A 21,354-nucleotide genomic window follows, 5' to 3' on the forward strand; every position below is an offset into this window, starting at 1 on the left:
AAGGCTTACTTCAATAAGTTGCTTTCATTAGGAAAGACAAGTTTGGGTTTAAAGGTTTTAGCTTCTTCGGGTGTCATGATAGCATAAGCCATGAGGATAAGAATATCTCCCGGAGAAACTTTTCTTGCAGCGGCACCGTTTAAAGTGATTTCGCCACTTCCTCTTTCGCCAGGAATGGCATAGGTCTCCAGGCGCTCTCCGTTGGAATTGTTTACCACCTGTAGTTTTTCGCCTTCTATAATATTTGCCGCATCCATAAGATCTTCATCTATGGTTATGCTGCCTATATAGTTCAGGTCTGCACCGGTAACTTTTACGCGGTGTATTTTTGATTTTATAAGATGTATCTGCATGTTTTTTTTAATAAAGAGCCATATTGTCGATAAGTCTCACTTCACCTAGAAATGCGGCGATAAATGCTCTGTAATTTTCTTCAGATTCTTTAGTTTTTGTTGGAATAAGATCTTTTTCTTTTACTATTGAAAAGTATTCGAGTTCAAAAGAGGGGTGAGCCTGAAACAGCTGCTCAACCTCTTTTTCGATGGTTTCTACTGAATTTGTTGAAAACATTTTTTTGGCCCTGGTCAAGGCTTCATAAATCAGTTCTGCTTCTTTGAGCTGTGAGTCACTCAGGCGAAAATTTCTCGAGCTTTGAGCAAGTCCGAATTTATTTCTGCTTGTCGGGCAACCTACAATCTCTACTGGCTGACCGGTAATTTCGACTAGTTTTTTAACCACCCTTAACTGCTGATAATCTTTTTCTCCAAAAAAGGCCTTGTCGGGTTTTACAATGTCGAAAAGTCTTTTTAGGACACTGCCAACTCCATCAAAATGTCCGGTTCTGAATTCGCCTTCCATAAAGTTGACGAAGTTTCCAAATTCAAAAGATTCAGATTTGACTTCGTCGCTGTAAATTTCTTTTATTTCAGGAGTGAAAACGATAGTTTCGGGATTGTGAGTCTTTAAGAATTCGGCGTCTTTAGACAGGTCGCGAGGATATTTTTCCAGGTCTGCCGCGTTATTGAATTGGGTGGGATTCACAAAAATACTGACCACAACACGGTCGCATTGAGAGTAAGCGAAGTTGATCAAAGAGAGATGCCCCTCGTGCAGAGCTCCCATAGTCGGTACAAGTCCTATTGTATTTCCCTCTTTTTTAGCAATCTCTAAAGTTTCTTGAAGAGATTTTTTTGAATTTATAACCACAGGCTGTGTATCTGATTTGGATTTGCAATATTAATATTTTCGCGGGAATCCGCATAAATTTTTGTAAATTTGCCAACTTTTTGCCATTAATCTTTAATGTAAGAATTTTATGAAAGATAAACGCATACTTTACGTTTCATCTGAGGTTGTTCCTTATTTGCCAGAAAACGATATTTCCTCTGCAGCCTTTGAAGCGCCGAAATTGATCAATGCAGCGGGTGGGCAAACCCGTATTTTTATGCCGAGATTTGGAAATATTAATGAGCGCAGACACCAGCTTCACGAAGTGATAAGGCTTTCGGGTATGAATTTGGTTATCAATGACTTAGATATGCCCCTTATAATTAAAGTAGCTTCTATCCCTAAAGAAAGAATGCAGGTTTATTTCATAGACAACGAAGATTATTTCAAAAGGAAAGCAACCTTTTCTGATGAAGATGGGGAACTGTTTGAGGACAATGACGAGCGCGCTATTTTTTTTGCAAAAGGAGTTATCGAGACGGTTAAGAAATTGAACTGGGCCCCGGATATAATTCACGTTCACGGCTGGATGTCTTCCTTATTGCCGATGTACCTGAGGCATTATTACGGCAACGAGCCTTTGTTTTCTGATGCTAAAATTGTGACTTCATTATACAATCAAAGCTTTGAAGGAGCGTTAGATGATGAAATGAAAAAGAAAGTTTTGTTTGATGGAATTGAAGACGATGCTGTTGCACATCTGGATAATCCCACCCATGATAATATTTTAAAAGTGGCCATAGATAATTCTGACGGGCTTGTGATTGGAAGCGAAGAGATTTCTGAGGACCTCAAGGCTTATATCGAAAAGTCCGAACTTCCCATTCTTCCGTACGTGAAACGTGAAGAAATGGCAAATGCCTACCAAACGTATTACCTAAAAGATATTTTAAACGAAGAAGAAGATTAGTTATATGTCAAAGTTTATATTGAGAAGCCTGGCTTCAATTACTGTTTTAAGCCTTTTATGGTCTTGCGAAAATGAATATTCTGAAGTTGGAACAGACCTCATCAACAGTATAGCAATACAACCAGCCTACGAAACCGAAAATTTAATAGCTTACAGCGAAAAGCATAATTCTATTCAAACAAACGGATTTAACAATTACTTTTTAGGAAAATATGACGATCCTGTTTATGGATTGTCCGAAGTCAAGATTCTGACACAAGTTAGTTTGTCTGCCACTAATCCGGAATTTGAGGCCAATACAATTGTTGATTCCGTTGTGATGACGCTGCCTTTTTTTAGTAGAGAAGTTGAGCAAGGGGTGTATGAGCTGGATTCTGTCTACGGAGAAGGAAGTTTCAAAGTAAATATCTTCGAATCCAACCAGTTTTTGAGAGATCTGGATCCGGAGCCTGAAAGTGGTTTTCAAGAGAGACAACTCTATTTCACAGATCAACTGGATGAGTTTAGGCCGAATATAGAGGCTTCTCCTCTAGTGACTTCTCAGGTTATAAAGCCTTCAGAGCTTACAGAGCCTGTTATTTTGTTTGAAACCGGTTCGGCCGGAGCCATAGATACCCTAAGTTTATCGCCAAGAATCCGAATCAAAATGCCTAATCAGTACTTCGAGGATAAAATTATTAATCCATTTAGCCCCGAAGTCCTGGTCAGTAATAATGCGTTTAAAAACTACCTTAGAGGCTTTTTTATAGAAGCTGAGCAGCAAGAGTCTGAATTGAGTATGGCTATGTTCGACTTGAACAATGAGCAAGCTAATATTACGATTTATTATAGAAATGAAATTGAAGACGAAGAAAATCAGGGAGATCCAGAATTTAACTATAATCAGTTTGTATTGAATTTTAGCGGGATTAAGCTTAATCTGTATGAAGATAATTTCAGCGTAGATTTATCCAGTCAAAATCTTGAAGAGGGCGAAGAAAATATTTATTTGAAAGGTGGTGAAGGTTCTTCAGGAATCATCGAACTTTTTACAGGTCCAGACCTGGATGGTAATGGTGTTTCTGATGAACTGGATGAGTTAAGGTCTAATAACTGGCTGATTAATGAAGCAAACCTGGATCTTTACATCGATGAAGAAATCGCATCATCTCCAAAGAATAGAATTAACAGAGTGTTTTTGTTTAATCTAGACGAGGAAACTGTCTTGACAGATTTCATAAGAGATCCTACGGCTTCAGAGAATCCAAATCTTTCCAGACAAGTACATCTTGGCCCGCTCACGGAAGACGAAAACGGCGATCCCTTTTACAGGATAAAACTGACTTCCTATATCAATAATGTCATTAACAATGACTCTACAAACGTTCGATTAGGTCTTTATGTGTCACCAAATATCAATAATCCAGGTCTGGTTGAAACAAGAAATACGTCATTGGGTATTTCTGACGAAGTACCCGGAATGATGTTGGAAACTCCGCGGGGTATAGTTCTTCATGGTAATCGATCTGCTACTGAAACGAAAAGACTTAAATTGAGAATAATTTATACTGAAACTAACTAATATCTTTTTATATGTGTGGAATTGTTGGATATATTGGTAAGCAGGACGCTTATCCCATTATACTTAAGGGCTTAAAGCGCCTGGAATATAGAGGGTATGATAGTGCCGGTATAGCGATATTTGATGGTCAGGACCTTAATGTTTGTAAAACCAAAGGCAAAGTTGCGGATTTACAAAAAAAGTGCGAATCTGAAATCACTTTACAAGGGACTGTAGGAATTGGTCATACGCGATGGGCAACTCACGGAGAGCCAAATGATGTAAACTCACATCCCCATTATTCAAATTCCGGAAACCTGGCTATAATCCATAATGGAATCATAGAAAACTATGAATCCTTAAAAACAGAACTTCAAAACAGAGGTTATACTTTTTCATCAGATACGGATACAGAAGTCCTTGTGAATTTGATTGAAGATATCATGATTAATGAAGAAGTGAAACTGGGAAAGGCAGTTCAAATAGCATTAAACCAAACCATAGGAGCCTATGCGATTGCGGTTTTTGATAAAACAAAAACAAACGAAATAGTTGTAGCCAGACTTGGAAGTCCACTGGCTATTGGGGTTGGAGAAGATGAATATTACATAGCCTCAGATGCTTCGCCTTTTATAGAATATACCAAAAAAGCAATCTATCTTGAAGATGGTGAGATGGCTGTGGTAAGGCTTGGTAAACGGGTAAAGGTAAGAAAGATAAAAGACGATTCCCTGGTAGATCCCTATGTGCAAAAGCTTCAAATGAATCTTGACCAGATTGAAAAGGCCGGCTACGATCATTTCATGCTTAAGGAAATATATGAGCAGCCGAGCGCTATTAAAGACACCTATAGAGGGAGAATGCTTGCAGATCAGGGTATTATAAGAATGGCGGGTGTCGATGATAATCTCGAGAAATTTTTAAATGCCAAGCGTATCATCGTAGTAGCTTGCGGAACATCTTGGCACGCCGGACTGGTTTCAGAATATATTTTTGAAGATTTGGCCAGGATTCCGGTAGAAGTGGAATACGCTTCCGAATTCAGATACAGAAATCCGGTCATAGATAAGGACGATGTAGTTATTGCTATTTCCCAAAGTGGAGAAACAGCAGATACTATGGCTGCAATTAAACTGGCTAAAGAAAACGGTGCTTTTGTTTTCGGAGTTTGTAATGTGGTAGGTTCTTCCATTTCTAGAGAAACCCATGCAGGTGCTTATACCCATGCTGGACCAGAAATAGGCGTTGCCTCGACCAAGGCTTTTACCACTCAAATCACTGTATTAAGTTTGATGGCTCTGAAATTAGGCAAAGCCAAAGGTTCTATTTCAAATTCGGATTACCATATGTATTTGAATGAAATGGAACAGATTCCTGCCAAGATCGAGAAGGCATTAAAGTCCAACACACATATCGTGGAAGTTGCCGATGTTTATAAAAATGCGAAGAACTGTTTATATCTCGGCCGAGGTTATAATTTCCCCGTAGCTCTGGAAGGGGCATTGAAGCTAAAAGAGATCTCTTACATTCATGCGGAAGGTTATCCTGCTGCAGAAATGAAGCATGGTCCTATTGCTCTTATCGATGAACATATGCCAGTAGTGGTTATTGCTACCAAAAAAGGCCACTATGAAAAAGTGGTGAGTAATATCCAAGAGATAAAATCCAGGAAAGGGAAAATCATTGCGATAGTGACTGAAGGCGATACGTCGGTAAAAAACATGGCAGATCACGTGATAGAAGTCCCCGAGACTTTTGAAGCGCTTACGCCCCTGCTCACAACCATACCTTTACAACTGTTTTCTTATCACATTGCCGTGATGTTAGGTAAAAATGTAGATCAGCCAAGAAACCTTGCTAAATCTGTTACTGTAGAATAGATATAAATCAATTATTGATTAAATAGCATATTGCATTAAAAGATTTATTTAAAAACTCTATATTTGCAAAAAAATTTTAAATACGGATTTTCTCAGAAAATTCACTAAATAAAATCCTTAGATAATGTCTAAAGTTAAAGGTAAAATCACTCAAATTATTGGTCCTGTTATCGATGTAGAATTCGAAAACACCAAAGACTTGCCGAGAATCTACGATTCTTTGGAGGTAAAACGTGAAAACAAATCAGACCTCATCCTTGAAGTACAATCTCACATTGGTGAAAACACTGTAAGAACCATCGCGATGGATTCTGCAGATGGCTTGAGCCGTGGAACAGAAGTGCTTAGTACAGGGAATCCAATTCAAATGCCAATAGGAAAAGATATCTACGGGCGTTTGTTTAACGTCACCGGAGATGCTATCGACGGGCTCGGAGATCTTCCTAAAACTGGAAAAGACGGTATGTCTATCCATAGGGATGCCCCAAAATTTGAGGATTTAGCGGTAACTACGGAAGTTCTTTTTACAGGAATTAAAGTTATTGACCTTATTGAGCCTTATTCAAAAGGTGGTAAAATTGGTTTATTTGGTGGTGCAGGTGTTGGTAAAACAGTACTTATCCAGGAATTGATTAACAATATCGCTAAAGGTCACGGTGGTCTTTCCGTCTTTGCAGGTGTTGGAGAACGAACCAGAGAAGGAAATGATTTACTTCGTGAAATGCTCGAATCCGGTATTATAAAATACGGAGACGACTTTATGCATTCCATGGAAGAAGGTGGATGGGACTTGAAAAAAGTTGATAAAGCAGGTATGAAAGAGTCTAAAGCGACCTTCGTTTTTGGACAAATGAATGAGCCACCTGGAGCACGTGCACGTGTAGCCTTATCCGGCCTTACCATTGCCGAATATTTCCGTGATGGTGCGGGTGAAGCTCAGGGAAAAGACGTTCTTTTCTTCGTGGATAATATATTTAGATTTACACAGGCAGGTTCAGAGGTGTCTGCACTTCTTGGCCGTATGCCTTCTGCTGTAGGGTACCAACCTACCTTAGCTACCGAAATGGGAGCCATGCAGGAGCGTATTACATCGACCAAAAAAGGTTCGATTACATCTGTACAGGCCGTTTATGTTCCTGCAGATGACTTGACGGATCCTGCTCCGGCAACAACTTTCTCTCACTTAGATGCTACAACAGTACTTTCAAGAAAGATTGCTGAACTAGGTATCTATCCTGCGGTTGATCCTTTGGATTCTACCTCGCGAATTCTAACCAGAGATATTCTTGGTGACGATCATTACGATTGTGCTCAGCGCGTAAAAGAATTACTTCAGAAATATAAAGAACTACAAGATATCATTGCCATTCTGGGTATGGAAGAATTATCTGAAGAAGATAAACTTTCGGTATCGAGAGCAAGACGTGTGCAAAGATTCCTTTCTCAGCCTTTCCACGTTGCAGAGCAATTTACAGGCCTTAAAGGTGTGCTTGTAGATATAAAAGAAACCATAAAAGGCTTCAATATGATAATGGATGGAGAACTTGATCACATTCCGGAATCTGCTTTCAACTTAAAAGGATCTATTGAAGAAGCTATAGAAGCTGGAGAAAAAATGCTAAAAGAGGAAGCTTAAAAAATACTTGACATGCACCTAGAAATAGTAAGTCCGGAACAAATTATACTGAGTGATGAAGTGAAATCTGTGAGTGTTCCAGGGATTAATGGAGAGTTCCAGATCCTGGATAATCACGCGCCTGTAGTTTCAGTTTTGAAAAAAGGATCGATAAAACTCGACTCTTCTATCACTTTACCGAAAGAATCTAAAGACAAATTCTATAACGAAGACTCTAAATTTTATTTTGATATTTCTGGTGGTGTGATTGAACTTAAGGACAATAAAGTTGTCATTTTGATTGATTAAAACAAAATCAAACTCATAAAAAAAGGGCTGATCTTTAAGATCAGCCCTTTTTTATTTTAATGCCTTCCCCTAAAGCGACATCTCAGGAATATCGCCTTCAATAATCAAATCGCCTTCGGTGGCTTTTTGAATGTCTTCTGTACTTACGCCTGGCGCCCGTTCCAGAAGCCTGAATTTCTTATCTACGATATCCAAAACCGCCAAATTGGTGACAATTTTGGTCACGCATTCTACTCCTGTAAGGGGGAGTGAGCAGGCCTTTAGCAATTTTGAATCTCCAGCTTTATTGGTATGCATCATAGCGACAATTATATTTTTTGCCGAACCCACGAGATCCATGGCACCCCCCATGCCTTTAACCATTTTGCCGGGTATTTTCCAGTTGGCTATGTTTCCATTTTGAGCGACTTCCATAGCCCCTAAAATAGTGAGGTCAACGTGTTGACCACGTATCATCCCAAAGCTCATAGAGGAGTCGAAAAAGCTGGCCCCGGGAAGAGCAGTTATGGTTTGTTTGCCCGCATTGATGAGGTCGGCATCTACCTCTTCTTCTTTAGGAAAAGGACCCATCCCCAAAATTCCGTTTTCACTTTGGAATTCCACTTCTATATCATTGCGTACGTAATTGGCCACAAGTGTAGGAATGCCAATACCCAGATTGACATAAAATCCATCTTGTACCTCTTGAGCAATTCGTTTCGCAATTCCGGTTTTATCTAACATGGTATTTATTTTATCGGTTTGAAATTTTTTTAATTTTATGGTTTCTTTGAAGAAGATATGCTTCTTTTACAGCTGTTTTCAATTTATGAATAAAATTCGCTTTGCTTTCAGCATTTTGAGTCTCTTTTATCTTTGCTCCTGCTGAAGTACCGCTTTTATATAGTCGAGAAAGCATTTCAAACTTTTTTGCTGTCTTTATCTTTCAGGAAAGCAATTATTTCAGGCGCATCATCAAAAAGTCAATTTCATATTAGGTCGCTCTTATCATTTCTCTTCTTTAAATGGACTCGTTGATTTATTGAGTAGTTCGTTGTTCTATTCGTTTCTCGTAGGCTTCTCCCTGGTAAATGCGTTGCACGAAGATGCCCGGGATATGAACAAAATTAGGATCCAGTTCGCCGGGTTTTACCAGTTCTTCAACTTCAACAACGGTGACCTTTGCCGCTCCACACATGACCGGATTGAAATTTCGGGCAGTTCCTTTGAAGATCAGATTTCCTGCCTCATCGCCTTTCCAGGCTTTTACAAAAGCAAAATCTGCTACAAATGCCTTTTCCATAATATGCGGTTTCCCATCAAAATCTCTTACTTCTTTTCCTTCTGCGACTTCTGTGCCATAACCAGCAGGAGTGTAGAAGGCTGGAATACCATGTTGAGCAGCTCTGCAGCGTTCTGCCAGTGTTCCCTGAGGAATGAGCTCTACATCCAGTTCCCCGGTAAGCATTTGACGTTCAAATTCTGCATTTTCACCCACATAAGAGGAAATCATTTTTTTGATTTGCTTCTTTTTCAGGAGCAGGCCTAGGCCAAAATCGTCTACCCCTGCATTATTAGAAATGCAGGTAACGTCCTGAACGTTTCTTTTGACGAGTTCTTTTATAGAATTTTCGGGAATTCCACTTAAGCCAAAGCCTCCAAGCATGAAAGTCATGCCATCCTGAACCCCTTCTAATGCTTCGGTTACATTCTGTACTGTTTTATTGATCATTGGGTTTTTTATTTAGGTTGAAAATACAGAATTTTAAAATGCTTTCCAATTTTTTTAAAAGGCTGAAGATTGTGTTAGAACTGCATTTAGTTTTTTTCTAAACACTTTAGTTTTAAGAGGACTTTGCATTCAGTAGAAATAAAAATAAGTAATTTTAAGAAAAAGAATTCCATGTCTACTCAAGAAAACAACTTAAAACACGCGACAAGTCCGTACCTTCTTCAACATGCTTCAAACCCTGTAAACTGGGAGGAGTGGGGCCCGGAAGCCCTTGCACGTGCTCAGGAGGATAACAAACCTTTACTTATCAGTATTGGTTACGCGGCTTGCCACTGGTGCCATGTGATGGCTCATGAATCTTTTGAAGATGACGAGGTAGCGGAGCTGATGAATGCGCATTTTGTATGTATCAAAATCGATAGGGAAGAGCGCCCAGACATCGATCATATATATATGGAAGCGGCGCAAATGCTTACGGGCCGGGGAGGATGGCCACTCAATGCTTTTGCACTTCCAGACGGCAGACCATTTTATGCAGCGACCTATTTCCCCAAAGAGAACTGGAAGAAAGTTTTGTCAAACGTGGCTAAAGCTTACTCTAATAGTTACGATCAATTATTGGAAACAGCAGAGAAGCTGACCGAAGGTATTCAATTGTCTCAAGAACTTTCCGCAGTAGAAGAAGAAAAACCCTTCAAAGCTTCCAATTATAACGATTTTATTATGAATTGGCAGAAAATCGCCGATTTGCAGAACGGGGGCTTTAAAGGAGCCCCTAAGTTTCCCATGTCCAATTCCTGGCAATTTTTGCTTCAATATTATCAGAAAACTGAAAATCATTTTGCTGCCGAGGCTTTGATCAAAACTTTAGATGAGATGGCTTTTGGAGGGATTTACGACCAGGTGGGTGGAGGATTCTCCAGGTATGCTGTGGATGATAAGTGGTTTGCCCCGCATTTTGAAAAGATGTTATATGACAATGCTCTGCTTTTGAGCCTTTATGCCAATGCCTTCAAATTATTTCCCAAACCCCATTATAAAAAAGTGATTACTGAAACCATAGCTTTTGTAAAGCGCGAATTAAAACATCCTGAATCCGGATTTTATTCTGCTTTGGATGCCGATAGCGAAGGAGAAGAAGGGAAATACTATGTGTGGACGTATAAGGAATTAAAGGACCTGCTTTCTGAAAAGGAGTTGAGTTTGGCTGAGGACTATTACAATATTTCCAAGCGTGGAAACTGGGAACCGCCTAAAAACATCTTATTTGTAAACCAGTCTCCTCAGGACTATGCAGTAGCTAATGCTCTAGATAAGGAAACTTTTGAAGATGAGCTTGAAAATTTAAAAGAGAAATTACATTCACATAGGGAGAAAAGAGTTCGTCCCGCTTTGGATGACAAAATTCTGACCTCCTGGAATGCCTTGATGATTTCCGGCCTGGTAGAGGCCTACAGAGCTATGCAGGCCGAGGAATACTTAGAACTAGCAGAGTCCTCAGTCGAATTTTTATTAAACACTAGATTTATAGAAAATGAAAAACTTCTAAGAACTCATCACCGGGAAAGGTCCATCATCGGATTTCTTGAAGATTATGCGTTTATGATTGAAGCACTTATCAATTTATATCAGGTAACTTTCAGTATGGAGTACTTGAACAAGGCAAGACAGTTGACTGAAATTTGCTTCAGAGATTTTAAAGAGGAATCCTCTGCTATGTTTCAGTACACCTCCAAAAGGGGTGAACAGCTCATTTCGAAAACCTATGAAATCAATGATAATGTAATTCCTGCATCCAATTCTTCACTGGCAAAGTCCCTTTTCCTGCTTGGTAAATTATTCGATGATGAAATCTATTTGGAAACTTCTGAAAAAATGCTGCAACAGGTTGAACCCAAACTTTATAAATCCGGGCCTTATGCCGCCAACTGGCAAATCTTATATGGCTGGATGACCTTCCCGTTTTATGAAGTTGGTATTATGGGGGAAAACGCTCAAAAAGTTGCTCTAAAGCTTCAATCTGATTACCAGAGCAATTGCGTTTTTATGGGAGGTCAAAAGGAAAACCTGAAACTTTTAAACAATAAGTTACCCAAGGATTCTTCAGAAACCATTATTTACGTCTGTGAAAATAAAACCTGCCAGCAGCCCACAACCGAGGTGGAAGTGGCCAAAAAGCAACTCGGGTTTAAATCCAATTAGTCCTTATACATTTTGATTTCAGTTTCTCCTTTCATGTTTTTGGTGGCTCTGAACATGCCGGGAGTATTGAATTCCATGACGACATTCCCTTTTTTATCAATGCCTACGATCCCGCCGGTTCCACCGAGTTCTGTCAGTTTCTTTTGGATGACCCGCTGGGCAGCTTTTTCTAAACTGATGCCCTGATATTCCATCATTGCTGAAATGTCATGAGCCACAACCCCTCTTATAAAGTATTCTCCATGACCTGTGGCAGAAATAGCGCAGGTTTTATTATTGGCGTAAGTACCGGCTCCGATGATAGGAGAATCTCCGATTCTGCCGTATTTTTTGTTGGTCATTCCACCAGTTGATGTTCCAGCGGCCAGGTTACCCTCTTTATCCAATGCGGCGCAGCCTACGGTTCCAAATTTCTCATTACTGAGGTAAAATTCGTTTGAAGAAAGTCCCTGTTCTTTGGCTTGGGAAGCTTCCAGAGCTCTTTTTCGATTCTCAGTAATGAAGTAAGAGTTGTCCACAAACTCCAGGTCATGTAATTTCGCAAACTCTTCTGCTCCAGAGGCGCTAAGCATCACATGATCGGATTGGTTCATCACTTTTAAAGCCAGATCAATAGGGTTTTTAATATGCTGAACTCCAGAAATGGCGCCTGCATTCCTGGTTTTTCCTTCCATGATAGAAGCATCTAATTCTGCAATTCCATCAGCATTCAAAACGGCACCTTTGCCGGAATTAAACAATGGAGAATTTTCCATAACATTGATGGTTTCTTTTACAGCTTCTACGGCTGTTCCTCCTTCGGAAAGTATTTTATGGCCCACATTGATCGCTTCTTCAAGCTTTGCTTCATAGGCTTTTTGTAAGGAATCGGTCATGTATTCTTTTTTGATAACTCCAGCACCACCATGGATAACAATTCCAAATTTCGGGGTTTTGGCAACATTCTTTTCCTTGCTGAGTTTAGGCGAGTCGTGACATGCAATGAATAGCAAACTAACCAGTAATAAAATTGATTTTTTCATGAGTTATAGGTTTAATAAGTAATCTAATGCGGATTTATCTATGCTAATTAATTCAGAGGCTGGTAAACGTCCCAAGAGTCTTTGCCAGCGTTTATCATTCATAAACAAACGCTCGAATATAGGAATAGATTTGTTAACCTGGTCAGAATTGACTAAGGCTACAGCTTTCCAAAATTTAATCTCTTCATTGGTCGATAATAATGTTTCAGCCTTTTCATAAGCTTCTAAAGCTGCTTTTGGATTTTTGTTCTCCATGGCCACATCGCCTGCAGTCATAAACTCATAAGCTCTGTGAATATTAAGCAATCGAGAAAGTTCTTCTATAGGGGCTCTGTGGTCATCCACTCTCAGATCTATTTTTTTATCCAGCCAGGGCTGTTCCGGAGCATCTTTTCCAACCACAATGAGTGCCGAGGATTGTTTTCCTCTGATATCGCCTCCGCTAGCCTGAGCAGCTTTCATAGCAGCTATTACCCGTTCTGCTAGCTGAAGATTGCTGTTTTCTTCAAAAGCGTCTCGCATGGCATAAACCACGTCTTCATCTTCCATCATATTGGCTTGTATGCTGTAGTTATCTTCCACAAGATGCAACGCGGCTTCTACGCATTTTTCACCAGTAAAAGCAGCGATACTACCGTCTTTGGAAAGCATAGCTACCTGCCTGAAAGCAAGCCCTTCATCCTCTTCTTTTAGTCTTTCTAGCGCCTGTTCTGCAGAAAGCCCCTGTTCCATCAATTGTAAGCCTGCATAGCCATAGCGTTCATTGACAAAGGACTGAGTAGCGACAACGCCAACCCCGGATTTTCCCCAGGGGACAGAAGTCCCAACAGAAAACCAGTGGCTTTGAACCCCGACAGCCATGTCTCCAGTGACTGGATCCTGAGCCACAATGGAAAAGGTATGTGCAAATTTATCTGAGTTTGCTGGCTTTTGAGCAGAAGCTATTAAATGGAAAAACAAAAAGCTAAATAGCAGGTGTTTACTGAGCATTGGTTTATTTTTTCTAAATTTATGTATTAATAGGGAGTTAAAGTAAATATATCTCTATATTTTAAAAAATTCAAATTAATATCAATACATGTTACAAGCGTATGCTCAATTAAGGGATTTATTGAATTTTTTTGAATCCCCTGCGTTTCTAATTTCGGTGATTGATAATGATTTTAGCGTGGTCGAAGTAAATGATAAACTGAATGCAATATCAAAGCGAGATCACAATTTTGACGAAAATGAGAATTTAGCTGACTTTTTAAAAGTGACCTTTACCGCCGATACTGCTGAAGTTTCCAGGTTTATCAAAAAATTAAAATTATCTGATCCCACCCGTTTAAATAAATTTCTTTTTAACAACAGGTCTTATAAATTTGAATGTAAACCCTTAAATTTCGAGGATAGAACTTTCATTTTTGTTGCTGTTGAATCCTTACAAGTCAGACGTAAAACGTATCAACCTACAGAGGTCAGATTTTTTAAGAAAATCTTTGATTCCTTACCTATCGGGATTGCTGTGAGTAGAATAGACGATTCTAAAGCTTTGTATGTGAATAGTAAATTCTCGGAAATTTATGGCTGGGAAATTGACGAACTCAATAATGTTACTGCTTTTTTTGAAAAAGTCTATCCCGATGAGCAAGTGCGGGAAAGGCTTAAAAAAATGATTTTGAATGATATAGAGTCTGGCGATCCAAAAAGGATGAATTGGGAAAACCTAACAATCACCACCAGCACAGGCCAAAGAAAAATAGTAAATGCTAAGAACATTCCGTTAAGAGAGCAAAACCTTATGATTTCTACAGTAACAGACGTTACTAAAAACTATACTGTACAAAGGGAAATCGAAAAAGCTAAGGTCAGATTTGATCTTGCTGCACGGGCAACATCCGATGCTGTCTGGGAATGGGACTTAGATAAGGAAGAGTTATATTGGGGGGATGGCTATAAACGGCTTTTTGGGTATAAGATACATAACAATAAAGTGTCTAAAGCATTTTGGGAATCGAAGATACACCCAAATGACCTGCCTTCTTTTTCCCAGAGTTTAAAGGAAGCCCTGAATGACCCACATCTCTTCAAGTGGACTTTCGATTATCGATTTTTAGATAGCGGCAATAATTATGCTAGTGTTCGAGAAAACGTGGTCATCGTAAGAAATACCAAGGGAGAACCACTTAGGCTGGTCGGGGCCCTACAGGACATCACAAAACCCCTGAAACGCGAAAAACATCTCAATCTATTAGAAAAGTTAGTGGATGGGACCAAGGATGCTATTTTGGTTACGGAAGTCAAAAGCAATAGTTTTTTGGAATCTGAAATTGTGTATGTTAATTCCAGCTTTCAGGATTTATTCGGATTTGACGTGGCTCAGATTATAGGGAAAACACCTCAGGAATTCTACGTCACACCTAAAAACGCAGAGATGTTTCTAGAATTGGAAGCGGAACTCAGCCAATGGAATTCTGTAGATGCCGATATCTTAAGCTATACCAAAACCAATCTTGAATTTTGGAATAATCTTTCTATTACACCCATAGTAAATGATGAAGGCTGGTATACTCACTGGATGATTCTAAACAGAAATGTAAATGATTTAAAAACAAGTATTGAAAAGCGTAAGCTTTTAACTTTTACCCATCGCGCCTTTCAAGGTGACGATTCCATAGAAAGTGCCCTTTGCAAAATTTCATTAAAGATAGAAGGTTTAATAGGATCCGAATTTTGCGAATTCTGGCTTGTTGATCATCATTCTGAAGGCTTGTCAGAATCCCTGAGATTTAAAGAAGGTGAGCAGGTAGATCGCGATTCTGAGCTTCTGAATTACAGGTCAGAAGATTTTGCAAATACGATTTTTGAAACTGATGAATCCCAAATCTTAATTCACGAAAACGAATCAAATTCAAAAGAAAAAAACGACATAAAGCTGAGTTACGGATTTCAAATTCGATCCCATGAAGAATGTCTAGGAGTGATTATCCTTGGATTTAGAGATACCTATTCAAGAGAATTGACTTTGAGGGCTATTTTCGATGAATTTTCCATTCAACTTGCCAATGAGATTTCAAGAAAGCGCACAGAAAAAGAAATGAGTACTTTTTTTGAATTCACCCCCGATTTCTTATGCATTGCAGGAAAGAACGACTATCTTAAAAAAATAAACAATAGAGCCTGTGAAATTTTGGGATATAGCTCAGAAATCGTTTTAACAACACCGCTTTTAGAGTTTATAGAAAAAGAGGATCGTCATAAAGCTTTGAAATTATTGAACAAAGCAAGAGAGAATAAAGGTTACTTCTCTGATGAGCTTGGTGTGATTTCTCAAAATTTTGGAATGTTACGTGTGGATTGGACGGTATTCAGTCTTGAGAGCAGTGATGATCTTTTTTGCGTAGGCAGGGACATAACAGCCTATAAGAAAAATTTAGAACAGCTCAAAACTCAAAATGAGAAATTCAAAATTGTTTCTGAAACCGTAAAAGACGCCGTTTGGGATTTTGATATGCTTACTGAAAAAATGAAATGGGGAAAGGGTCTTAAAACACTTTTCGGTTACGATCCCGAAGCCTTTGAAGTCTCAGAGAAAATCTGGCTTGAAAAGCTTCATCCAGAGGATAGAAAAAGAGTGAAAGAGTCCTTTAATTCTGCTGTATGGCAAACCCAAAAAAACGAATGGCGTGAAGAGTATAGGTTTAAAAAACAAGATGGTTCGTATGCATATGTTTTAGACAGGGGTAAAATTATAAGAGATGATAAGGCTAAGGCGTTAAGAATGGTCGGTTCTCTTCAAGATATTTCAGAATATAGAGATTATCAACTCAAGCTTGAAAACCTCAATCAAAAGCTGGTTAAACAAACCGAATCTCTGGCTAAATCAAATAAAGATCTGGAAGAATTTGCTTACATAGCTTCTCACGATTTACAGGAACCTTTAAGAATGGTAACTGGTTTTCTAACCAGGCTGGAGCAAAAATATGGAGAGGATCTTGATGCTAAAGGGAAAGAATATGTTAATTTTGCAGTAGATGGTGCAAAGCGAATGCGTCAGATTATTCTTGGTTTGCTCAACTTTTCGAAAGTAGGAAGACAAAACCTAGCCTGGACAAAAGTTGACGTAGCATCGGTGATCGAGGAGGTTGAATCGCTTTTACATGAAGCTATTAAAGAAAAAAACGCCAAAATCGAAACCGGAAATCTTCCCGTGGTATTTTCTGTTGAAGATGAATTGAAAGAGGTTTTTTTAAACCTGATTGAAAATTCCATCAAGTATGCTCAAAGCAATGCGGTGCCACAAGTAAAAATTGATTATGAAGAAAGCCCAAATTACCATAGGTTCAGTGTAAAGGATAATGGTATTGGAATTTCTCAAGAATATCATGACAAGATTTTTGGAATTTTCCAAAGATTACACGGTCATAGTGAATACTCAGGGACAGGCATAGGCCTGGCCATAGTAAAAAAAATAATACATAACTTAGGAGGTAGCATCAGTTTAGAGTCTGAGCTTGATAAAGGAACAAAGTTCTTAATAAAACTTCCCAAAACTCTAAAAAAAAAATGATAAAACCTCCAATTCCTAATAAGGAAGCAGAACGGCTTAAAGAATTACACAGTCTAAGACTGATTGAGAACCTCCCAGATGAGGATTTAGATTTGATTACCAAATTAGCATCAGATATTTGTGGAACGAAAGTCTCCTTAATAACACTTATAGATTCTAAAACTCAATTTTTTAAATCTAGTCACGGTATACAACTAGAAAGCACATCCAGGGATGTGGCCTTTTGTGCGCATGCGATAAATTCTCCAGACAAAATGCTCATAGTAAATGACGCCACTGAAGATGAAAGATTTAAAGAGAATCCTCTGGTAACGGCAGATCCTAAAATCGCCTTTTATGCTGGAATGCCGCTTTCCACTAAAGAAGGACTTGCTCTGGGTACTCTTTGTGTTGTTGACACTAAACCAAAAGTGCTCTCAGCCTCACAAATTGAGTCTTTAAAGTCACTTGCTAAATTGGTTGAGCGCTTGTTTGAATCCAGACGAAAGTCGCTAGATCTTGAAAAAACCCAAACTCAGTTGCAGTTACATAAAAGACAAGCAGAGGAAATAGCCTTTTCCATCGCCCACGATCTTAAAAATCCACTGGATAGTATCCACGGTTTTTTGGAGCTTTTGCAGCTGGAAACCGGAACAGCTCTTGGCAAAGAAGCACAAGAGTACATAGAGTATGCTAAACAAAGCACCCAAAAAATGACAGGTCTTATATATGAAATACTGGCTTTTGCAAAGCTTTCTTCTACTCGTGAGGAAAAGGGCTTAGTCGATATTGAGCCTATCATTCAAAATATCATAGATTTAAACTTACCTGTTATAAAATCAGAAGATATCGAAATTGAATTCAAGGATTTACCTCTGGTAAGCACATCGAAAACTTTGTTTTCTGTTGTGCTAAGAAATCTTGTGGGTAATGCTATTAAATATAGATCTAGAGAAAGGCCACTGAAAATCCAAATAAAAGTTCAAGATAAACTGGACGAATGGAAGATAAGTGTTTTAGATAATGGACATGGGATTCAAAAACAAAATCTTGAAAAAATATTTAGACCCTTTTACAAAGAAAATAAACACAGCCATTCTGGAGTTGGGATGGGATTGGCTACATGTAAAAAAATTGTTCTAAATTTAGATGGCAATATTTCAGTAGAATCAGAGCCTGGGAAGGGAAGTGTTTTTAGTTTTGCAGTTCCTAAATAGAAAAAAAAATGAGACATCCTTTTATAATTTTGGTAGTAGAGGATAATAAAGGGGATGTCTTGATGATTACTGAAGCTTTTGAGGATGCGAATTTAGAATGTCAACATGCGGTGGTAAACAACGGTAAGGCGGCTTTAGACTATTTGTTTAAAAAAGCCTCTTTTGAATCTGTCGAAACGCCTAATCTTATTTTACTAGATTTAAATATTCCCAAATACAATGGGATGGAAGTTCTCAAGGTTCTAAAAAATAATGAAGATTTAAAAGCGATTCCTGTTGTAATATTTACAACATCGTCCTCAGCAAATGACGTTAATGCCTGTTATCAAAATCATGCAAATTGCTATATAACAAAACCTCAGGATGCATTAGGTTTTATGAATGCTGTTACCAAAATTGAAGAATTTTGGACAAAATATGCGAACCTTTCGAATTTTTCAAAATCATGAGCCTAACCAAAGAATTTCTCGAAGTGTTGATTATCGAAGATAATCTAGGAGATTATGCTTTGCTAAAAGAATACTTAGAGGAACGCTTTGAAAATTTATCCTTTCATCATTCGTTAAATTTCAAAAAGGGAGAAGTTTTACTGCTAAGCGAATTGAAATTTGATTTGATTTTCTTGGATTTAACCTTGCCAGCCGATTCTGGAAAACCACTTATAAAAAAGGTGCTTGATATAGCAGGTCAGTCTCCAGTTATAATATTGACAGGCTCGCTTAATCTTGATTTTTGCATAGAATCTCTTCAATTAGGAGTTTCAGATTATTTATTCAAAGACGAATTAAACCCGAATTCACTGTTTAAGAGCATTAATTATACCATCGAAAAACAAAAGCAAAGGCTCCATATAACTGCATCAGAAAAAAAATACAGTGATCTTTTTCATCTCTCCCCAATTGCCATGTTTGTTTACAATACAGATTCTTTCAAATTTCTGGATGTAAACTCAGCAGCTCTAGAGCTTTATGGATATGGTAAGGAGGAGTTTCTGTCTATGCACCTTCAGCAAATCCTTTTTTTTAAGGAAAAAGATGCCTTTTTAGGGGCTTTAAAAGAAATCAGGCACAAAGAAAGCTACAGCTTTAAAGATTATTTCATTTATAAAAGAAAATCTGGAGAAGAAATAAAAGCGGAAATAATTGTAAAAAACATTGATTTTCAGAATCAAAATGCGATGTTGGTTGTTGCTAACGATATTACTGAGCGTTTAAATCATTTTGAAGCTCTCGCAACACAGAATAAAAAGCTTAATGAAATTTCTTGGCAACATTCACATGAAATGCGTTCGCCTGCCTCAAAAATTTTAGGTATTATTGAACTTATAAATACCGACTCATGTTCAGAAGAAGAGCAAAAGTTTCTTATCAAAGAAATAGAAAATAGTGTAAAAGAATTGGATAAGGTAATAAGGTCTATCTCCAAAAATGCAACACAAATTCAACCCAAAAAAACCAATTGAGAATGGATTTTGAAGTTTTAAATGTTGATGATGATAAAATGGTGCTTTTTATTCACGAAAAAATGATGATTCATTCAGGATTTTCAAGTTCACCTAAATCTTTCGAAGATGCTCATGAAACCATCACATATATTTCTGAGCATATAACTGAAGAGAAAAAATTTGTTATTTTTTTAGACGTCAACATGCCAGATCTCGATGGCTGGGGTTTTATGGAAGAGTTAGAGAAAAAAGGCCTTGATAAGTATTGTTACATATTTGTTATGACCTCTTCTATAGATCCTTCAGATAAAGAAAAAGCAGTAACTTATGCTGCTGCCATCGGGTTTGTGGAAAAACCCTTGAGTGTCGAAAAACTCAATGATTTGAAAACTAAGGAGGAATTGCGCCCCCTGTTCAATTAAAGATTTAGTCCTCTTGTTCTTCCTCACCCGTATAGGCATCATATTCTGGATATAGAAAATTATTATACGGGAAACGAGTGATATGAATGTCTCTAACGGTGTCGTAAACTTTTTTTCTAAACTCTTCGATATTCTCTTTTTCGGTTGCAGAAATGAACAGGACATTATCGCCTTGTCTCTGCATCCAGGTTTTTTTCCATTCTTCCAAAGTGTAGTGCTGATAAGAGCGTTCTACCATCAGGTCGTCTTCATCCAGTGCTTCGGCTTCGTAGCTGTCAATTTTATTGAAGACCATGATTATTGGTTTATCCCTGGCTTCGATGTCATCCAAAATACTATTGACAGATTCGATGTGATCTTCAAAATTTTCGTGAGAAATATCGACGACATGCAAAAGCAAATCGGCTTCTCTCACCTCATCCAAGGTAGATTTGAAAGATTCTACCAATTGAGTGGGCAGCTTTCTAATGAAACCAACGGTATCTGTGAGCAGAAAAGGGAGATTTCTAATCACGACCTTTCGGACTGTGGTGTCCAGGGTGGCAAATAATTTATTCTCCGCAAAAACCTCGCTTTTGCTGATCACGTTCATCAGCGTTGACTTTCCGACATTGGTATAGCCAACCAGAGCAACCCTTACAAGGCTTCCTCTGTTTCCTCTTTGAACGGCCATCTGTTTATCGATGGTTTTCAGTTTTTTCTTGAGTAAGGTAATTTTATCTCTTACAATACGTCTGTCGGTTTCAATTTCAGTTTCACCGGGACCACGCATTCCAATACCACCCCGTTGACGCTCAAGGTGAGTCCAGAGTCCTGCAAGTCTTGGTAATAAATATTCGTACTGAGCAAGCTCTACCTGTGTGCTGGCGTAACTGGTTTTGGCACGTTGAGCAAATATATCCAGGATAAGATAGGTTCTGTCAACAACTTTGCATTTCAGTATCTTTTCAATATTTTTTTGCTGAGCAGGAGATAATTCGTCATCAAAAATAGCTGTACCAATCTCATGTTCTTCTACGTAATCCCTTACTTGTTCCAGCTTACCTTTCCCGATAAAGGTTTTGGGATGAGGTACATCCAGCTTTTGCTGAAATCGTTTCATGACTTCACCACCAGCAGTGTAGGTCAAAAACTCGAGTTCGTCGAGATATTCCTTGGATTTTTCCTCATCTTGAAATTGATTTATAATTCCAATAAGTACGGCAGTTTCGTAGGTTGTGTTTTGGGCGTCTATCATATATGAAGTTGATCTGCAAAATTATGAAAAATACTTCAGTTCTATTCTGAATTTAAGATTTCCAAAACGTATACTTTGAGTTCTCTG

Annotated in this window: 19 protein-coding genes; 11 read left to right on the plus strand and 8 right to left on the minus strand. The window is 38.4% G+C overall.

Annotated elements, in window-relative coordinates; translation table 11 throughout:
- Window positions 1-5: 5 nt before the first annotated feature.
- Both panD and panC read right to left on the minus strand, forming a co-directional pair.
- A complete protein-coding gene (panD, locus tag BLP81_RS00280; RefSeq protein WP_093364096.1) occupies window positions 6-353 on the minus strand; it encodes an aspartate 1-decarboxylase in 348 nt (115 codons plus the stop codon).
- 7 nt (window positions 354-360) lie between these two features.
- The gene (gene panC, locus BLP81_RS00285; protein ID WP_093364099.1) at window positions 361-1,206 is read right to left on the minus strand and encodes a pantoate--beta-alanine ligase; all 846 of its coding nucleotides are present in this window, start codon (window positions 1,204-1,206) and stop codon (window positions 361-363) included.
- Window positions 1,207-1,315: 109 nt separating this feature from the next.
- Here panC and BLP81_RS00290 point away from each other — a divergent pair, with 109 nt between their 5' ends.
- The 5 genes from BLP81_RS00290 (at window position 1,316) to BLP81_RS00310 (ending at window position 7,481) form a co-directional block, all read left to right on the plus strand.
- Complete coding sequence (locus tag BLP81_RS00290) at window positions 1,316-2,137, plus strand: glycogen/starch synthase (protein ID WP_093364102.1); 822 nt, start codon at window positions 1,316-1,318, stop codon at window positions 2,135-2,137.
- A gap of 4 nt (window positions 2,138-2,141) precedes the next feature.
- Window positions 2,142-3,698 carry a BamH family beta-barrel-assembly machinery protein gene (locus BLP81_RS00295; protein WP_093364104.1) on the plus strand — a complete coding sequence of 519 codons (1,557 nt, stop codon included), beginning with the start codon at window positions 2,142-2,144 and terminating at the stop codon, window positions 3,696-3,698.
- A gap of 11 nt (window positions 3,699-3,709) precedes the next feature.
- Window positions 3,710-5,557, plus strand: coding sequence for a glutamine--fructose-6-phosphate transaminase (isomerizing) (gene glmS, locus BLP81_RS00300; RefSeq protein ID WP_093364107.1), 1,848 nt, complete (start codon window positions 3,710-3,712; stop codon window positions 5,555-5,557).
- 124 nt (window positions 5,558-5,681) lie between these two features.
- Window positions 5,682-7,193 carry a F0F1 ATP synthase subunit beta gene (gene atpD, locus BLP81_RS00305; protein WP_093364109.1) on the plus strand — a complete coding sequence of 504 codons (1,512 nt, stop codon included), beginning with the start codon at window positions 5,682-5,684 and terminating at the stop codon, window positions 7,191-7,193.
- Window positions 7,194-7,205: 12 nt separating this feature from the next.
- Window positions 7,206-7,481, plus strand: coding sequence for a F0F1 ATP synthase subunit delta/epsilon (locus BLP81_RS00310; protein WP_093364112.1), 276 nt, complete (start codon window positions 7,206-7,208; stop codon window positions 7,479-7,481).
- 69 nt (window positions 7,482-7,550) lie between these two features.
- On the opposite strand, the gene BLP81_RS00315 is transcribed toward BLP81_RS00310, so the two are convergent.
- The 3 genes from BLP81_RS00315 to BLP81_RS00325 all read right to left on the minus strand — a co-directional run bounded on the left by BLP81_RS00315 (window position 7,551) and on the right by BLP81_RS00325 (window position 9,192).
- Window positions 7,551-8,204 carry a 3-oxoacid CoA-transferase subunit B gene (locus tag BLP81_RS00315; RefSeq protein ID WP_093364115.1) on the minus strand — a complete coding sequence of 218 codons (654 nt, stop codon included), beginning with the start codon at window positions 8,202-8,204 and terminating at the stop codon, window positions 7,551-7,553.
- Window positions 8,205-8,214: 10 nt separating this feature from the next.
- Complete coding sequence (locus tag BLP81_RS13790; protein ID WP_394330524.1) at window positions 8,215-8,403, minus strand: four helix bundle protein; 189 nt, start codon at window positions 8,401-8,403, stop codon at window positions 8,215-8,217.
- A gap of 96 nt (window positions 8,404-8,499) precedes the next feature.
- The gene (locus BLP81_RS00325) at window positions 8,500-9,192 is read right to left on the minus strand and encodes a CoA transferase subunit A (RefSeq protein WP_093364120.1); all 693 of its coding nucleotides are present in this window, start codon (window positions 9,190-9,192) and stop codon (window positions 8,500-8,502) included.
- Between the two features lie 171 nt (window positions 9,193-9,363).
- Between BLP81_RS00325 and BLP81_RS00330 the strand changes: the two genes are divergently transcribed.
- Window positions 9,364-11,394, plus strand: a complete 2,031-nt coding sequence (locus BLP81_RS00330; protein WP_093364123.1) for a thioredoxin domain-containing protein — start codon at window positions 9,364-9,366, stop codon at window positions 11,392-11,394.
- Here BLP81_RS00330 and BLP81_RS00335 read toward each other — a convergent pair.
- Together BLP81_RS00335 and BLP81_RS00340 are read right to left on the minus strand one after the other, a co-directional pair.
- Window positions 11,391-12,416, minus strand: a complete 1,026-nt coding sequence (locus tag BLP81_RS00335; protein ID WP_093364126.1) for an isoaspartyl peptidase/L-asparaginase family protein — start codon at window positions 12,414-12,416, stop codon at window positions 11,391-11,393. The two genes, BLP81_RS00330 and BLP81_RS00335, sit on opposite strands and share 4 nt — an antisense overlap.
- Before the next feature lie 3 nt (window positions 12,417-12,419).
- A complete protein-coding gene (locus BLP81_RS00340) occupies window positions 12,420-13,406 on the minus strand; it encodes a DUF1028 domain-containing protein (RefSeq protein ID WP_093364129.1) in 987 nt (328 codons plus the stop codon).
- Between the two features lie 88 nt (window positions 13,407-13,494).
- Here BLP81_RS00340 and BLP81_RS00345 point away from each other — a divergent pair, with 88 nt between their 5' ends.
- Genes BLP81_RS00345 through BLP81_RS00365 form a run of 5 tightly spaced genes read left to right on the plus strand, consistent with a single transcriptional unit; the run spans window position 13,495 to window position 20,030 of the window.
- Entirely contained in the window at window positions 13,495-16,968 is a 3,474-nt protein-coding gene (locus tag BLP81_RS00345) for a PAS domain S-box protein (RefSeq protein WP_093364132.1), read from the plus strand.
- A complete protein-coding gene (locus BLP81_RS00350; RefSeq protein ID WP_093364135.1) occupies window positions 16,965-18,164 on the plus strand; it encodes a sensor histidine kinase in 1,200 nt (399 codons plus the stop codon). Before BLP81_RS00345 ends, BLP81_RS00350 begins: the two co-directional genes overlap by 4 nt.
- A gap of 8 nt (window positions 18,165-18,172) precedes the next feature.
- Window positions 18,173-18,613 carry a response regulator gene (locus tag BLP81_RS00355; protein ID WP_093364138.1) on the plus strand — a complete coding sequence of 147 codons (441 nt, stop codon included), beginning with the start codon at window positions 18,173-18,175 and terminating at the stop codon, window positions 18,611-18,613.
- The gene (locus BLP81_RS00360; protein WP_093364140.1) at window positions 18,610-19,626 is read left to right on the plus strand and encodes a PAS domain S-box protein; all 1,017 of its coding nucleotides are present in this window, start codon (window positions 18,610-18,612) and stop codon (window positions 19,624-19,626) included. The genes BLP81_RS00355 and BLP81_RS00360 overlap by 4 nt, the downstream gene beginning before the upstream one ends.
- Before the next feature lie 2 nt (window positions 19,627-19,628).
- The gene (locus BLP81_RS00365; protein WP_093364144.1) at window positions 19,629-20,030 is read left to right on the plus strand and encodes a response regulator; all 402 of its coding nucleotides are present in this window, start codon (window positions 19,629-19,631) and stop codon (window positions 20,028-20,030) included.
- Between the two features lie 4 nt (window positions 20,031-20,034).
- Here the strand turns inward: BLP81_RS00365 and hflX are convergent, their stop codons facing one another.
- Window positions 20,035-21,267, minus strand: coding sequence for a GTPase HflX (gene hflX / locus BLP81_RS00370; RefSeq protein WP_093364147.1), 1,233 nt, complete (start codon window positions 21,265-21,267; stop codon window positions 20,035-20,037).
- Window positions 21,268-21,354 lie beyond the last annotated feature (87 nt).

Source organism: Psychroflexus sediminis (assembly GCF_900099815.1).
GTDB classification, from domain to species: Bacteria; Bacteroidota; Bacteroidia; order Flavobacteriales; family Flavobacteriaceae; genus Psychroflexus; species Psychroflexus sediminis.